This is a genomic window from Arthrobacter sp. AK01 (assembly GCF_021109375.1).
In the GTDB taxonomy this organism is placed as follows: domain Bacteria; phylum Actinomycetota; class Actinomycetes; order Actinomycetales; family Micrococcaceae; genus Arthrobacter.
Window position 1 is genome coordinate 1 of the sequence record NZ_JAJOHP010000026.1, and the last position, 15,329, is coordinate 15,329.

The 15,329-nt window shown below is 63.9% G+C and carries 16 protein-coding genes; 7 read left to right on the plus strand and 9 right to left on the minus strand.

Annotation, left to right across the window (positions count from 1 at the left end; genetic code table 11):
* Nucleotides 1–156 precede the first annotated feature (156 nt).
* On the plus strand, nucleotides 157–2,046 hold the full coding sequence (locus LN996_RS10935) for a dynamin family protein (RefSeq protein WP_231340414.1): 1,890 nt from the start codon (nucleotides 157–159) through the stop codon (nucleotides 2,044–2,046).
* Nucleotides 2,043–3,518, plus strand: a complete 1,476-nt coding sequence (locus LN996_RS10940; RefSeq protein ID WP_231340415.1) for a dynamin family protein — start codon at nucleotides 2,043–2,045, stop codon at nucleotides 3,516–3,518. The genes LN996_RS10935 and LN996_RS10940 overlap by 4 nt, the downstream gene beginning before the upstream one ends.
* On the opposite strand, the gene LN996_RS10945 is transcribed toward LN996_RS10940, so the two are convergent.
* Both LN996_RS10945 and LN996_RS10950 read right to left on the minus strand, forming a co-directional pair.
* Nucleotides 3,499–4,125: a hypothetical protein gene (locus tag LN996_RS10945; RefSeq protein WP_231340416.1), complete on the minus strand. Its 627-nt coding sequence runs from the start codon at nucleotides 4,123–4,125 to the stop codon at nucleotides 3,499–3,501. The genes LN996_RS10940 and LN996_RS10945 overlap by 20 nt on opposite strands.
* Before the next feature lie 6 nt (nucleotides 4,126–4,131).
* On the minus strand, nucleotides 4,132–4,572 hold the full coding sequence (locus LN996_RS10950; RefSeq protein ID WP_231340417.1) for a PLD nuclease N-terminal domain-containing protein: 441 nt from the start codon (nucleotides 4,570–4,572) through the stop codon (nucleotides 4,132–4,134).
* Nucleotides 4,573–4,656: 84 nt separating this feature from the next.
* Between LN996_RS10950 and LN996_RS10955 the strand changes: the two genes are divergently transcribed.
* Nucleotides 4,657–4,968: a DUF4229 domain-containing protein gene (locus LN996_RS10955; protein ID WP_231340418.1), complete on the plus strand. Its 312-nt coding sequence runs from the start codon at nucleotides 4,657–4,659 to the stop codon at nucleotides 4,966–4,968.
* Nucleotides 4,969–5,029: 61 nt separating this feature from the next.
* Here the strand turns inward: LN996_RS10955 and LN996_RS10960 are convergent, their stop codons facing one another.
* The 5 genes from LN996_RS10960 to LN996_RS10980 all read right to left on the minus strand — a co-directional run bounded on the left by LN996_RS10960 (nucleotide 5,030) and on the right by LN996_RS10980 (nucleotide 9,371).
* A complete protein-coding gene (locus LN996_RS10960) occupies nucleotides 5,030–5,911 on the minus strand; it encodes a 1,4-dihydroxy-2-naphthoate polyprenyltransferase (protein ID WP_231340419.1) in 882 nt (293 codons plus the stop codon).
* A 52-nt stretch (nucleotides 5,912–5,963) separates the two neighbouring features.
* Entirely contained in the window at nucleotides 5,964–7,103 is a 1,140-nt protein-coding gene (locus tag LN996_RS10965) for an AMP-binding protein (RefSeq protein WP_231340420.1), read from the minus strand.
* Between the two features lie 7 nt (nucleotides 7,104–7,110).
* On the minus strand, nucleotides 7,111–8,061 hold the full coding sequence (locus LN996_RS10970; RefSeq protein ID WP_231340421.1) for a 1,4-dihydroxy-2-naphthoyl-CoA synthase: 951 nt from the start codon (nucleotides 8,059–8,061) through the stop codon (nucleotides 7,111–7,113).
* 21 nt (nucleotides 8,062–8,082) lie between these two features.
* Nucleotides 8,083–8,520, minus strand: coding sequence for a VOC family protein (locus LN996_RS10975; protein WP_231340422.1), 438 nt, complete (start codon nucleotides 8,518–8,520; stop codon nucleotides 8,083–8,085).
* Nucleotides 8,521–8,642: 122 nt separating this feature from the next.
* Nucleotides 8,643–9,371, minus strand: a complete 729-nt coding sequence (locus LN996_RS10980) for a CPBP family intramembrane glutamic endopeptidase (RefSeq protein ID WP_231340423.1) — start codon at nucleotides 9,369–9,371, stop codon at nucleotides 8,643–8,645.
* A gap of 51 nt (nucleotides 9,372–9,422) precedes the next feature.
* Here LN996_RS10980 and LN996_RS10985 point away from each other — a divergent pair, with 51 nt between their 5' ends.
* From LN996_RS10985 to LN996_RS10995, 3 genes are read left to right on the plus strand one after another with little or no spacing between them, the layout of a single operon-like run.
* On the plus strand, nucleotides 9,423–10,367 hold the full coding sequence (locus LN996_RS10985) for a metal ABC transporter substrate-binding protein (protein WP_231340424.1): 945 nt from the start codon (nucleotides 9,423–9,425) through the stop codon (nucleotides 10,365–10,367).
* Nucleotides 10,364–11,098: a metal ABC transporter ATP-binding protein gene (locus LN996_RS10990; protein ID WP_231340425.1), complete on the plus strand. Its 735-nt coding sequence runs from the start codon at nucleotides 10,364–10,366 to the stop codon at nucleotides 11,096–11,098. The genes LN996_RS10985 and LN996_RS10990 overlap by 4 nt, the downstream gene beginning before the upstream one ends.
* A gap of 3 nt (nucleotides 11,099–11,101) precedes the next feature.
* The gene (locus tag LN996_RS10995; RefSeq protein WP_231340426.1) at nucleotides 11,102–11,965 is read left to right on the plus strand and encodes a metal ABC transporter permease; all 864 of its coding nucleotides are present in this window, start codon (nucleotides 11,102–11,104) and stop codon (nucleotides 11,963–11,965) included.
* Nucleotides 11,966–11,970: 5 nt separating this feature from the next.
* On the opposite strand, the gene LN996_RS11000 is transcribed toward LN996_RS10995, so the two are convergent.
* Complete coding sequence (locus LN996_RS11000; protein ID WP_231340427.1) at nucleotides 11,971–12,828, minus strand: DUF4097 family beta strand repeat-containing protein; 858 nt, start codon at nucleotides 12,826–12,828, stop codon at nucleotides 11,971–11,973.
* Nucleotides 12,828–13,328: an Arc family DNA-binding protein gene (locus LN996_RS11005; RefSeq protein WP_231340428.1), complete on the minus strand. Its 501-nt coding sequence runs from the start codon at nucleotides 13,326–13,328 to the stop codon at nucleotides 12,828–12,830. Before LN996_RS11005 ends, LN996_RS11000 begins: the two co-directional genes overlap by 1 nt.
* Before the next feature lie 203 nt (nucleotides 13,329–13,531).
* Here LN996_RS11005 and LN996_RS11010 point away from each other — a divergent pair, with 203 nt between their 5' ends.
* Nucleotides 13,532–15,193 carry an ABC-F family ATP-binding cassette domain-containing protein gene (locus LN996_RS11010; protein ID WP_231340429.1) on the plus strand — a complete coding sequence of 554 codons (1,662 nt, stop codon included), beginning with the start codon at nucleotides 13,532–13,534 and terminating at the stop codon, nucleotides 15,191–15,193.
* The last annotated feature ends 136 nt before the right edge of the window (nucleotides 15,194–15,329 follow it).

Consider the following 15,329-nt stretch of genomic DNA (forward strand, 5'->3'; position numbering starts at 1 on the left):
CACCACACCCCAACCCCCCCCCCCCCCCCCCCCCCCCCCCGCCGCGCCCGCCCGCCCCCCCCCCCCCCCCCCCGCCCGGCGGCCCCCCCGCGCCCCCCCCCCCCCCCCCCCCCCACTTCGTGGCCCCGACGAGGCCAGCCGAGCAAAGGACAGACTGTGGCGGAAACAGCACGCATGACCACGTTGGTGGAGCAGGGCATGGCGCTCGTGGGGGACCGGAACGATCTGCGTCGACGCTTGGAGAACACCCGGAACCGCCTGGAGGATCCGAGCGTCCGCGTCATTGTGGTTGGCGAGTTCAAACAAGGCAAGAGTCAACTCATCAACGCGTTGGTCAATGCGCCCGTGTGCCCCGTCGACGACGACATTGCCACCACAGTGCCAACGGTCATACGGCAGGGGGATCCGGCGTCGGCCGTTGTCCTGGTTCCCGGCCCGGAGCCGGGCACATCAAACGGAACCCCCGAAGGAGAGAACGCCGGCTCTGAAAGCAGGCTGGAACGGCAACCCGTTCAGCTGGACCACCTTGCTGAATACGTCTCGGAGAAGGGCAACCCGGGCAATGCAAAGAAGATCGTGGCGGCCGAAGTTTCACTGCCGAGGAAATTGCTGGCCGGCGGCCTGACCGTAGTGGATTCGCCGGGCGTCGGTGGCCTGGGGTCAACGCACACTCTGACCACGTTGACTGCCTTGCCCTCGGCCCATGCCATGGTTTTCGTCTCCGACGCTTCCCAGGAATACACCGAACCAGAGATGCGCTTCCTGCGGCAAGCCATGCGTATCAGTCCAAACGTTGTGTGCGTGTTGTCCAAGACAGACCTCTATCCGAGTTGGCGGCAGATTGCGGACCTGGACCAGAGGCACCTCGCGGACGTGGGGCCGGACATTCCCCTGTTTCCGGTTTCCTCAGAGCTTCGCCTCCAGGCAGCGCGGCTCCAGGACACGGAACTGAACGCCGAATCGGGATTTCCCGCGCTGATCACACACCTGCGGAACAACATTGTGGGGGAGGCTGCCAGAATTCAGCGGAGGTCAGTTGGCCATGACCTATTGACCGTTACGGAGAACCTGAGGCTTGCGCTGCAGGCGGAGCTTGGTGCCTTGGAGAACCCTGAAGGTACTCCGCAAATGATCGCCGGCCTCACCGCGGCCAAGGAGGACGCCGACGCACTGCGTAAACGGTCGGCCCGCTGGCAGATAACGCTCAACGATGGGATCGGGGACCTCATCGCAGACATGGAGTATGACCTGAAGGACAGGTTGCGCCGCATTCAACGCGAAGCGGAACTGGCCATTGACAACGGCGATCCCGGGCCTGCGTGGGAGCAGTTCACCCAATGGCTGGAACAGAGTACCGCTGCTGCGGTGTCGGACACATTCGTGTGGACCAGTGAACGTGCCCAATGGCTGGCCACACAGGTGGCGGACCACTTTTCCGAGGAGGAGGTGGCACTGCCGGCGCTGAAGGTTGCCGACACCGGCGGCGTGCTGGATCCTGTAGCCGACATCCAGGAGATGGAAAGCGGGCGGCTTGGACCCCTGCAGAAAGTGCTGATCGGCATGCGGGGATCCTACGGCGGGGTCCTCATGTTTGGCCTCCTGACAGGCATCTTTGGAATGGCCCTCATCAATCCTCTCTCCGTTGGGGCCGGTCTCCTGCTGGGACGGAAAGCCTTCCGGGAGGACAAAGCAGCCCGGCTCAAGCAAAGGCAGTCGGAGGCCAAGATCCTCGTCAGGAAGCACGTGGACGATGTGGTGTTCCAAGTAGGAAAGCAACTCAAGGACAGGCTGCGGCTGGTCCAGCGGGCCACCCGGGACCACTTCACGGAAATTGCCGAAGAGCACCACCGTTCCCTGGCGGAATCTGTGGCGGCCGCCCAGAAAGCGGCGGCTGTCTATGCCGTGGAGCGGGACCTGAGAATCAAAGAGATACGGAACCAACTCAAGGCCGTGGACACCTTGGCGAAGGACGCGCAACTGTTGCAGGAAGTCCCATCCGCGGAGAACCAACCCAATCCCGCCACATCGGCGGTCCCGGCCGGATGATGGAAACTGGCATCGCCGGAGCCGCGGAGCTGCTACGGCTGGCACGGGAAGTCTTCCACGAGGACGCAGCTGCGCTCGCGGTGGTGGATGAGCTTGAAAACAGGCTGGAAGGGCCGTTGCGCATAGCAGTTGCCGGGATGGTCAAGGCCGGGAAGTCAACGCTGCTCAACGCGATCATTGGCGAAGAAATAGCGCCGACCGACGCCGGTGAGTGCACCAAGGTGGTCACGTGGTACCGGTTCGGACACACTCCGAAAATCACGCTCTACCCGTTCAGGGGAAAACCCCGAACCCTTCCGGTAACCCGAGAGGACGGCCGCCTGGTCTTCTCCCTGGGTGATGTCCCGGCCGAAGACATAGAGCGTTTGGTGGTGGACTGGCCATCAGCCAGCCTGCGTCACCTCACGCTGATAGACACACCGGGCATAGCTTCCTTGTCGCAGGACGTTTCCGGAAGGTCCACGGCATTCCTGTTGCCGGAAGACACCCCAGCGTCGGCCGATGCCGTCATCTACCTCATGCGGCACCTGCACGCCTCCGACGTCCGGTTCCTCGAATCCTTCAAGGACACAGCCGCCGGGCAGTCCGGTACCGTCAATGCCTTGGCAGTACTGTCCCGGGCCGATGAGATCGGCGCCGGGAGGATCGACTCCCTGATCTCCGCAGCAGTCATCGCGGAGAGATACAGCCGGGACCAAAGTCTCAAACCCCTCGCCCTGGGTGTTGTTCCCGTGGCCGGATTGCTGGCACAAAGCTCACGGACCATGCGGCAAGGGGATGTTGACGCCATGAAACTGTTGGCACAGATGGACAAAGGCCAACGGGAACGGATGATGCTGTCCGCGGACCGTTTCATCCGCAGGGAGGATCCGCAGGGACTCGATCAGGCCATGAAAGCTTCCTTGGTGCACAGGTTCGGCCTGTTCGGAATCCGCTTGGGCGTTGCCCTGATCCGGGGCGGAACCACGGACCCTACGGAGTTGGCCCACGAGCTTGCCCGCCGCAGCGGCCTTGGCCAATTGCTCGACACCATCGGCCATCTTTTCCAGACGCGCGCCGAAGCACTTAAGGCCCGTGCCGCCGTCGTCGGTTTGGAATCATTGCTGCGCTGCTCGCCCAAGGACCGTATAGCACCGCTGGAAGCCGGGTTGGAGAGGCTTATGACGGGAGCCCACGAGTTCCGGGAGTTGAAGCTCCTGGCAGCCTTGCGCACCGATGGCGTTGGATTGGACAAGGAACTGGAAGCCGAAGCCGAGCGCCTGGTGGGTGGACGAGGGAGCATGCCCGCCCTGAGGTTGGGCCTGGATCCGGGAACGGACCCCGAGCACATCAGCGGGGCCGCCCGTGACGGATTGAACCGTTGGCGGCTGATCGCGGAGAATCCGCTGACCGAGCCCCGCGCGCTGGACGCGTGCCGTGTTGTCCTGCGCAGCTGCGAGGGAATGCTGGCCTCTATGCCCGCCGTTCGCTGACCCGTTCGCTGACCCGTTCGCTCAGAAGCCACGTGGTGGTTGACGGGAAAAACAGCAGGATCAGGCCTGCAGCGGCAAGGATGAATTGGGCCGCCAACAGGGCTGTGGTCAAGGCACCGTCAGCTCCGGGAGCCACCACAAAGTCGGCGGTGATCACCGTGACCACGGCGTGCAGGAGGACCAGGGGCGCCAGCGTCCAACGGGCCCAGATACGGCGTCTGAAGAGAACGGCAAGCAGGACCGCTTCCATGGCCACCACCAGGGCGATCATGGCGAGGCTTCCGAGAAATACGACGGCGGTGGCCCCCTCGACAGCCTGCGCGTCGCCGTCGGGAACCATGCCCTCGATGACGCTTTTCAGGCGGTCAAACTGTGCGTCACGGCCGAGGAAGCCGGTGACCACCACGGCGATGCCGGCCACGAAACTTGCCAGCCACAATGACCGGGAGGCGCGTGCGGGGCCTGGAGGCTTGATGACCGCGGCAATGGGCGGCGGTGTGGACAAGGAAATGCCGGGACGCGGCGGCGGCGCCGGGGATGCCGTTGGCCCGCTGGCTGATGGTGAGGTGGAAGGTGACTGCCGTGAACCATCAGCTTGCTGGGCCATGTTTGCCTACTTCAGCTCGTCGGTATCATGGGGATCCGGCTCGCTGCGCTTGGCATCGCCGGGTTTGAAACCGTTGCCTGTTGCCTCACCGGAGCCATCGGAGGGCTTGTCGCCGAGCTTGCGTTCCTTGGCTTCGAGGTCGGCCTTGAGCTTCTTCAGGCGATCATCTTCGGCCTGGTTGCGGCGGCGGGTTTCCAGGTTCCGGAGAAATTCGGGGTCATCATCCGGGGCGGTGGGCTGACGGCGGACGGGCTTTGCGGTCGGCTTGCCGTAGGGCCGGCCGAAGATGAACCAGAGCACCGCGCCGAGCAGCGGCAGGACGATCATGACGATGATCCAGGCGGGTTTGGAAATACCGCGCGTCTGGTGGCCGTCCGTGCGGATGACATCCACCAGGGCATAGACGAAGATGACAAGGACGACGACGACGCCTACAACGCGGAGCATGCACCAAGTCTAGTCGCCGGAAGCCCTCCGCTGGGCGCCCGATCCCTGCCGTGATCAGAGTGCAACCATCGCGGCTAAACTTGGATGGTGGCTTTCCTGAAGTATTCCCTCATCCGTCTGGCGCTGTTCGTGCCGTTGTTCGTGCTCTTCGCCTTTTTAGGGGTCGGTTGGATCCTGGCGGTGATCTTCGCCGGGCTGATCGCTTTCGCCATCAGCTACCTCTTCTTCCAGAAACAGCGCGACGCCGCCACTGCCGCAATGCGCGAACGTTTCTCCGGGCGGGCCAAGCCCATCCGCACCGCCGGCGAGGTTGAAGACGCCGCCGCGGAGGACGGCTTGGTGGAGCAGAACCCGGACATCGCAGTCAATAACGACAAGCGCCCGGGTTCCGTCTAGGAGTTTTTGTACAGCTAACGCCCCCAAGAAGCCTTCTTGAGGGCGTTAGCTGTACAAAAACTTAGAAGCCGTGGCTCAGGACCAGGCCCAGTGAGAACAGCAGGCTGTACCCAAGGTTGATCAGGCCGGTCTGCTTGAGCACCGGAATGAGGCTCTTGCGCTTCTTGCCGTTGACCATCAGCCACGCCGGCATCAGGCAGGCGGGGATCAGCAGCAGCACGATCAGCATCCACGGTTTGGTGGGCGCCAGCACTATCACCAGCAGGATGGCGACGGCCAACATCAGCACATAGCTTTCACGCGCGTGCCTGTCGCCGAGACGCACTGCCAACGTCCGCTTGCCCGCAGCAGTGTCCGTGGGGATATCCCTGACGTTGTTGGCCATCAACAGTGCACAGGCGATGAGTCCCGTGCCAATGGCGCCAATCACCGCGGCCAGGCTTACTTGGCCAGCCTGTGTGTAGGTGGTGCCCAGAGTGGCGACGAGCCCGAAGAACACGAAGACAAAGACGTCTCCGAGGCCCATGTAGCCGTAAGGATTCTTGCCGCCGGTGTAGCCCCAGGCTGCCAGGACGCAACCGATACCGACCAGGATCAGCCACCACGTCTGGGTGATGATCACCAGGATCAGGCCGCAGATCATCGCGGCGCCGAACAGCCCGAACGCCGCCCACTTCACCTGCTCCGGCAGCGCAGCGCCGGAACCGACCAGGCGCAGGGGACCCACGCGGTCTTCATCGGTGCCGCGGATGCCGTCCGAGTAATCGTTGGCGTAGTTCACGCCGATTTGGAGCAGGAGCGCAACGAGAGCCGCCAGGATCGCGTTCGGCAACCGGAACGCCTGGAGCTCGTACGCCGCTGCCGAACCGATCAGGACGGGCGCGATGGCCGCGGGCAGTGTGCGGAGCCGGGCTCCTTGAATCCATTGTGCAGCTGTCGCCACGTGTAGTACCTCGTGTGTTTCGCGGTTGATCTTTAGCGGGGGAAGAACGTGTCTATTGTCCCTGATGCAGCTTGGAAAGCTGGTCAATCATGGCCAGCCTGTCCGGTTTGCCGTTCGGCAGCATCAGCAATTCCTTGTCCGCGAGCACCGTCTTAGGGGCCAAAACACCCAGTGCGGCCTCGCGTCGGGAGGTGAAGCCTTTGATGCCTTCAGGGGTGGGATCCGTCACTGCGACGTATGCCGCCACAGCTTGGCCCCACTCGCGCGAGGGGACGCCGGCCACGAAAGCCGCAGTGACGCCGTCGAGCTCTTCCAGCTTGCTTTGGATGTACGAGGCGGAGGCTTTCACGCCGCCGGTGATGATGACGTCGTCAGCGCGGCCCAGGATGGTGAGTTTGCCGTCGTCGGACAGCTGGCCCAGATCCCCGGTCACGTACCAGCGGACGTCGTCCTCCTCGAAGAACGCGGCTTTCGAGGCACGGGCCGCGTCCAGGTACCCCGCGGCCACGGTGTCGCCGCCCAGCAGGATGCGGCCTTCCAGCTCGCCCTCACCGATGCGGACCTCGACGCCGTCCAGCGGCTCACCGTCGTACACGCACCCGCCGCAGGTCTCGGCCGAGCCGTAGGTGGTGACCACTTTGAGTCCCTCTGCGTGGGCGGTCGCAAGGAGATCGGGTGAGGCAGGCGCCCCGCCCAGCAGGATCGCGTTGAAGCGGCGCAGCACGGCCAGGGTTTCCGGGGCGGGGGAGTCCAGGAGCCGTTGCAATTGCGTGGGCACCAGGGACGTGAAGCGTATCTTGTCCGTCAGTTCCTCAGCGGCAGCGGTGAAGGCCTCCGGAGTGAAGCCGTTCGACTGGTCCATCACCCACGGACGCGTGCCGGCGTAGAGCGAGCGGACCAGGACCTGCACACCTGCCACATACTGCAGCGGGAGCGCGAGCAACCACTGGCCCTCACCGCGCAGGGCCATGGCGGTGGACACGGAGGATGCTGCCAGGGCGTCGATGGTCAGGACAGTTGCCTTGGGCGTCCCCGTGGAACCGGACGTGCGGACCACCACGGCCGCATCTTCGACGCCGGTCTCCACCGGAACCGCCTGCGGCCCGCCGTTTTCATCCTGGACGATTTCGACGGCGGGGCCCTCACCGTGGAGGGCTGCCATCAGGGCTTTCAGTACGGGATCGATGTTCACGGAGGTCCTAGAAGTAGTAGGGGAAGTTGGACCAGTCGGGGTCGCGTTTCTGGAGGAACGCTTCCTTGCCCTCTACGGCCTCGTCCGTCATGTACGCCAAGCGGGTGGCTTCGCCGGCGAAAACCTGCTGCCCGGCCAGGCCGTCGTCGGCGAGGTTGAAGGCGAACTTGAGCATGCGGATGGCCTGGGGTGACTGGCGGGCGATGTCCGCCGCGTACTCCAGGGCGACTTCCTCAAGGCGTTCGTGGTCAACGGCCTCGTTCACGGCACCCATCCGGACCATGTCGTCGGCGGAATACTCGCGGGCAAGGAAGAAGATCTCCCGCGCGGCTTTCTGCCCGATCTGGCGGGCCAGCAGCGCAGAGCCGTATCCGGCGTCGAAACTTCCTACTGTGGCGTCGGTTTGCTTGAACTTGCCGTGCTCGCGGGAGGCGATGGTGAGGTCGCTGACCACGTGGAGTGAGTGGCCGCCGCCTGCCGCCCAACCATTGACGACGGCGATGACCACCTTGGGCATGGTCCGCATGAGTCGTTGGACTTCCAGGATGTGGAGGCGACCGGCGCGGGCGGGGTCGATGGTCTCCTGGGTGTCACCTTCTGCGTACCTGTAACCGTCGCGGCCACGGATCCGTTGGTCCCCGCCGGAGCAGAACGAGTGCCCGCCGTCCTTTTCGGAAGGCCCGTTGCCCGTGAGCAGCACGGTGGCGACGTCCGGGGTCATGCGGGCGTGGTCCATGGCGCGGTAGAGCTCGTCGACGGTGCCCGGGCGGAAAGCGTTGCGGACTTCGGGACGGTTGAACGCGATCCGGACCGTCGGCAGGTCTTTGGCAGTGCCATCTGTGGAACGCTCAACCTGCCGGTGGTAGGTCATGTCCTTGAAGTCATCAAAGCCGGAAACGGTGCGCCAGCGTGAGGGGTCAAAGACGTCGGAAACCTTGGCAGGTAGATGGTTGTTCACAGTCCGAGTCTAGTAATGGCCTTAGCTGATGCAGAACTCGTTGCCCTCGGGGTCGGCCATGGTGTGCCACTCGTGGGGTCCCTGGCTGGCGGTCCAGAGGTGTTTCGCTCCGCGGGCCTCCAACTGTTTCCGCACCTCGTCCTTGTCCCGGCCGTCCAGGCGCACGTCCCAGTGCACTCGGTTCTTGACGGTCTTTTCATTGGGGTCGGTCTGGAACAGGATGCGCCGGCCGGTCTTGGGTTCGGTGTCCTCGGCCGGCACGATCGCGCAGCCCTCGGCCCACACGAGCTTGCCGTTGTGGGTGATGGTCTGGTCCTCAGTGGCGAATCCCTGCTCGATCATGGACCGGATGAACGCTTCGTCCTGCGGTTCCACCTTCCATTCCAGCGTCTCGGCCCACCAGTCGGCGAGGTCGTGGGGCTTCTTGCAGTCGACTACTACCTGGATGTTCAGTGTCATGCCCCCAAGTTATTCCCGACGGCGGGGGCTGGGTAGAGCGATGCGGTCACCTTCCGTCCGGGTTACCCAACTGCGTGACAGCAAACGTCGCAGCGAGGGCCCAGTGGAACGTTTGCTGCTACTCAGTTGGGGAGGAGCTCAGGCGGGATGGCGTAGATGAGCACTACGGCCATGAGATTCTTCGCGGCGTGGACAAAGTAGGAGAACATCAGGTTCTTTCCGGTCCACACATACACCGCCACCAGCACCACGGCCATGCCCAGATACGGCGCCAAGGCGGACAACACCAGCCCTTCGCGGCCCACCACATGGATGGACGCGAAGACCACCACGGAGACCACGCAGCAAACCCAGATATTCAGGTACCGGGACAACTTGCCGATCAGGAGATGGCGGAAGAGATACTCCTCCACGAACGGACCAAGGATCACCAACAGTGGCACCATGAGCCATGCGGGTACCTGCTGCAGCAGGCCTTGGATGCCCAGCTGGTTCTCTGAGCTTTGGGCTGTCCCGAATGCCGCCACCAGCAGGGCCGTGAGAATGAGCATCACCACGATCGCCAAGGGGACCATGCCCAGGGTGAACCATGGCCGGGTGCCCAGGATCTTTAGGTCGCGGCCTATTACGCGCCAGGCCGAAGCGACCGCAAATATTCCGACGCCGGTATAAAAGATCGCGTTGACGGCATAGGAGGCGGTGGCTGGCTGCGGAAAGACCTGGAGCATGAGCCGTTCCACCGACTCGCCCGCGAAGGTGAAGTACAAGGTGAAGCCGAGGTAGACGGCCACGGCGATGGCGTCGAGGGCAGTGAACCTGTACAGAGATGCCTTGGTGGAAAGAGTGCCCATGTGACCAGCCTAGCTTTGCTGGGTGGCCCATGCTTGGCTACACTTTTCGGTATGCCTAACTTTTCGTTTCGGCGCGCCAAAGATGTCCGCCGTTTCGCTGCTGCCCTGATCACCATCACCCTCGCCCTTGGCGTCACCGCTTGCGGTGGGAATTCCCCCGCAGGAGGTGATGACAAGCCCATGGTTCTGACGACGTTCACTGTGTTGGCGGACGTGGCCAAGAACGTTGCCGGCGATAAGCTGCGCGTGGAGTCCATCACCAAGGCCGGCGCCGAGATCCACGGCTATGAGCCAACGCCGGGAGACATCCGCAAAGCTGCCCAAGCCGATCTGATCCTGGACAACGGACTCAACCTTGAAGCGTGGTTCGCCCAGTTCGTGGAGGACCTCGATGTGCCGCACGCCGTGGTCAGCGATGGTGTGGAGATCATGCCTATTGCCGAGGATTCGTATCAGGGCAAGCCGAATCCGCACGCGTGGATGTCGCCCAAGAACGTCCAGATCTACGCCAACAACATGGCCAAGGCGTTCGCGAAGCTGGCGCCGTCCCATGCTGCCGAGTTCGAAGCCAACGCGAAGGCCTACAACGCCCAGCTCCAGGCCGTGCAGGACGAGATGGTCTCCAAGCTCTCCGTGTTGTCGGAGAAGCAGCGGGCGCTGGTCACATGCGAAGGCGCCTTCTCCTACCTGGCCCGCGACGCCGGCCTCAAGGAGGTCTACATCTGGGCCGTGAACGCTGAGCAACAGGCAACGCCGCAGCAGATCACCCGTGCCATCGAGTTCGTCAAGGAGAACCAGGTTCCGGCGGTGTTCTGTGAATCCACGGTGTCAGACGCTCCTATGCAGCAGGTGGTGGGTGCCACTGATGCCACGTTCGGAGGGACCTTGTACGTCGATTCCCTCTCTGAAGCGGACGGCCCCGTTCCCACGTACCTGGACCTCATGCGCCATGACGCCAAGGTCATCACCACGGCACTGACAGGAGGAAAGCCATGAACACACCTGCGATCGCTGTTGAGGACGTCACGGTTCACTACGGTGAGGTCCTGGCCCTGGACAAGGCGTCCCTCACCTTGGACCATTCAAGGATCTGTGGCCTGGTGGGCATGAACGGCTCGGGCAAGTCCACCCTGTTCAAGGTCATCATGGGAATGGTGAAACCCGATTCCGGCAGGGTGCTCATCAACGGGGAACCGCCCGTGAAGATGCGCAAGGATGCGGGCATCGGCTACGTTCCCCAAAGCGAGGACGTGGACTGGGCGTTCCCCTTGTCCGTCCGGGACGTGGTGATGATGGGCCGCTACGGGCACCTCGGATTCACGCGCCGGCCCCGCAAAGCCGACCGTGACGCCGTCGAGCATGCTTTGGAACGGGTGGAACTGAGCGAGTACGCCGACCGGCAGATCGGTCAGCTGTCCGGCGGGCAGAAAAAGCGCGCCTTCGTAGCCCGCGGCATCGCGCAAGGCGCCACCATGATGCTGCTGGACGAGCCGTTCGCGGGCGTGGACAAGAGGTCCGAGGCCACCATCACCAGGCTCCTCCGCGAGCTGGCCGACAACGGCGCCACCATCCTCATCTCCACCCACGACCTTCATGCCCTTCCCCAACTCTGCGATGAAGCGGTGCTGCTGATGCGCAAGGTGCTGATGCATGGAAGCCCGGACACCGTGCTCCAACCGGAGAACCTTGCCATGGCCTTTGGCCTCGACGTCATGAACAGGGGCTGAACCGTGGAATTCCTGCTGGAACCCCTCAGCTACGACTTCATGGTCCGTGCCCTCGCCACCACCGCCATCGCCGCGGTGGTCTGTGCCGTCCTGAGCTGCTGGCTCGTCCTCATCGGCTGGTCCCTCATGGGTGACGCCGTCTCGCACGCGGTGCTTCCCGGCGTCGTCCTCGCGTACATCGTGGGTGCTCCGTTCGCGCTCGGTGCGCTGGTGTTCGCCCTCATCGCGGTGACCTTGATCGGGGTGGTCCGCAATACCAGCCGGGTGAAGGAAGACGCGGCGATCGGCATCGTGTTCACCTCGCTGTTCGCGCTCGGCCTGGTGCTGATCTCCGTGACCCCGAGTCAGACCGACCTGAACCACATCATCTTCGGCAACCTTCTGGGCGTCAGCATCCCGGACCTCATCCAGGTGGTGGCACTGGGCGTGGTGGCGTTCGCGATCCTGATCCTCAAACGCCGCGACCTCACGCTCTATGCCTTTGACCCCACACACGCCCACGCCATCGGCCTGTCACCCAAAAAGCTCGGCGCCCTGCTCCTGGGCCTGCTCGCACTGACCTCAGTGGTGGCGCTGCAGACCGTGGGCGTGGTGCTGGTGGTGGCCATGCTGATCATCCCGGGCGCCACCGCCTACCTGCTGACCGACCGGTTCTCCCGGATGCTGGTCATCGCACCTGTCATCTCCGTAGTGTGCTCCGTGGCTGGGATCTACCTCAGCTACTACCTGGACACCGCATCCGGAGCCATGGTGGTCCTCACCCAAGGTGTGGTGTTCGCCGGCGTCTATCTGTTCAGCCCGCGGCAGGGACTGATCGGCACCCGGCTGGCCAAGGCCCGCAGGAAGCGGGCCGTGGCCACCGTGTAGCGGTTCTAGCGGACGGCCGAGCGCTTCACCGTGATGTCCCCGTAGGCGTTACGGGCGCGGATCTCCACTTTGTCCATGCTCTCGCCGGGTCCGCCGCTTGCTTCGAGTCCATTGCGCACGCGTCCGTACTTGGTGTTGAGGTCAAGCCAGGCCGCGGTGCCTTCACGCACACCGACGACGAGAGTGCCCGCGCCTGTCTGCACGGTGAGGTTCCCGGCGGCGACTTCGCCCACGGTGATGTCGCCGCTGGACGTTTTGACGGTAGTGGACAGGCCGGCTCTTTCCAGGGAGACGTCACCATTGGCCGCACTGACGCTGAGCTCGCCGGCGGCGTGTGCGATGTAGGTGTTGCCGTTGCCGTTCTTTATTGTGGCAACGCCTTCAATATCCCTGATACGGATCTTTCCGGAGCCGGTTTTGATCCTGGACCTACCTGAGGCGTGCTCCACGGTGACGTCGCCCATGTCCGTATGGGCCCGGAGCTCACCGCAGTGGTCCATGCTGATATGTCCCAAGTCAGTCCTCAGCTCGGCAGTGCCGAACCCGCCTTCGCAGCGGAGGTCGCCCATGGCGGACTTCAATTCCAGGCTGCTGCCCGTGGGCACCTCCACGGTGATTTCCACGGCGCCGCCGTCGCTGAACCAGGTGTGGCGGAATGCGGGGTGAAGCCTGACCTGCAAGCGGCCGTCCGCGTAGTCCACAGTGGTTTGCTCAGCCATCCTGACATCCAGGCTTCGCTTGGCCTTGCGGGGTTGGACCGTCACCTCAGTCTCGGGGTGGTCGCGGGCTACGATCCAAATATCGCCGCGGACGGAAACGTCAACAACGACGGCGATTGGCTGGGGAGTCTGGAACGTTGCCATCAGCGTGCCCATCCTGTGAAGTTCTGCTCGCCGGGTTCGCGGCGCACCTTCCGTTGGGAAGGGCCACCGCTGTTCAGCGACTCGGCGACGGCCCGGACCAGCCATGAGTTTACTGACAGGCCGTCTTTGCCCGCCGCGTCCTCAACCTGCTGCTTGAGGTGATCGGGTAGTCGGAGCGTCGTCCGCGTTGTGCTGGCTCCGTCGAGGTCTTCGGGTGCGATGGGCTGCCGTTCGTTGACTGTCTCAAAGTCTCCGCTCTGCGGGTTGCTGACAACGAATTCAGGGTCGCGGCCGCGGAGCCTGACCTCTACGGAACCCGGCGCGAGTTCCAGCGTGATCTCGCTTGCGGCATCCGAGAGGGCCTCCAGGAGGACCAGTCGCACAGTGGATTCGACGGCGGCGGTGAGGCGTTCGCTGAGTGCGCGCGCTTCGGGCCCACCGGCCTCGGCGGCGGTGTTCAGCTGATGATGGACCGCGGTCACGTACTGGTTTAGCTGCATGACATCATTGTGACGCCAAAGTGGTGTCATTTCAAGAGTTTATTGAACTCTGATGGTGTCGTCCTTGGTACTCCCGCTTGACGGGGACCGTGTCCGCCGGGCACGCTGGAGCGATGAAGTCTTGAGCGCAGCCCTTTCTGCGGCTGCATCCCCAGTACCCACACGGCTTTCTGCCATCCACTGCGGACTTGCGAGGACACCTCTTGACTGACCACCTTCACCTTTCCGGCGTTTCCCACGGCTACGGGGACCGCGAACTCCTGCACAATGTCGACCTCGTCATCCACCATGGCGAACACGTGGCAATCGTCGGCGAAAACGGCGCGGGTAAATCCACGCTGCTCCGGCTCATGGCTGGCGTCGAAACGCCCGACGACGGCACTGCGGGTCTGTCCGGGAACGCCGGCTACCGCGTCGGTTACCTGGCGCAAACCCATGGGCTCTCCGAGTCGTTGACAGTGGGGGACGCCATCGACTCCTCCCTGGCATCCCTGCGTTCCTTGGAAGCGCGAATCCTGGACCTCGAATCAGGCCTGGCGGATGCCGACACCGAGGAACTCGAGCTCTACGGCAGCCTGCAAACGGAGTACCAACTCCGCGAGGGCTACGCTGCCGAATCCCGGGTGGAAGCGGCGCTGGACAAGCTGGGGCTGGGAGGCTTGGACCGGCGTCGAACGCTTGGATCCTTGTCCGGCGGCGAGCAGGAGCGTGTAGCGCTGGCCTGCCTGCTGGCCGATCCAGCCGAAGCGCTGCTCCTGGACGAGCCCACCAACCACCTTGACGCGAACGGTACCGCCTGGCTTGAGTCCCGATTGGCTGCCCATCGCGGCACGGTAGTGGTGGTCTCGCACGACCGTGTCCTGCTGCGTAAGGTAGCCGCCACCATCATCGAAGTGGACGCCGACCGTCGGTCCGTGAACCGCTACGGGAACGGCTACGAAGGCTACCTCCGCGAGAAAGCAGCCGAGCGTGCCCGTTGGGTCCAGGAGTACGACGAATGGCTCGACGCCATGGCTGCCGAACGCCTCCAGGCCGCCACGGTGGCCGACCGCATGGGCTACGGACGCAAGCGCGACAACGACAAGATGGCTTTCGGGTTCAAGGCCGGAACATGGCAGAGTGCGGCATCCAGCAAAGTCCGCAACGCCCAGGAGCGGCTTCGCAGGCTCGAAGAAAACCCCGTTGACCGGCCACCCGTGCCACTGAAGCTGGCGGCGCCGCTGGGTTCCGTGGCTGAAACGGACTCCGAACCCGCGCTGGAAGCCCACGGAGTCAGCGTGCCGGGACGGCTCCACACCACCGACCTCAAGGTGGAAACCGGACAAAAGGTGCTCATTACGGGCCCCAATGGCGCCGGCAAATCCACCCTGTTGTCTGTGCTGACGGGCAACCTGGAACCCGCGGCTGGATCCGTGACCATCAAGGGCAAAGTGGGCTACCTGCAGCAGGAACTCGACGTGCCCGCGCGGCCGGGGCTCCGGCTGCTCCCCGCGTTCGCTGCGGGATTGGGCGGAAACATTGATGACCATGCCGAGGGGTTGCTCCACCTGGGGCTCTTCCGGCCTGCTGAATTCCACGTCCCCGTGGGTGGCCTCTCCGCAGGTCAGCAACGCCGGCTCGCCCTGGCCCGGCTCCTGTTGGGCGGCTGCGAAACCATGATCGTGGACGAACCCACCAACCATCTGGCACCCGTGCTGGTGGAACAGTTGGAGGCCGCGCTGGCGTCGTTTGCCGGGACGCTGGTGATCGTGAGCCACGACCGTGCCTTGGGGGAGTGGTTCGATCGGTGTGCTTCCAGTCCTGGCCGGGAGGCGTCTACGGGGACGTGGGTCCGGTACGGGATGCAGGACGGCAAATTGCTGTAATCCTCACGCGGTTTCAACGCCGGTGAGCTGTTCGCAAAGCGATCGTTACGCCTCGTGCTGTGGGCGGAAATACGGCGTCGCGCGTTCTGAAACAACGGCAGAGCACCATGGGAAGGGAACCGGCCGAAAGGACTTG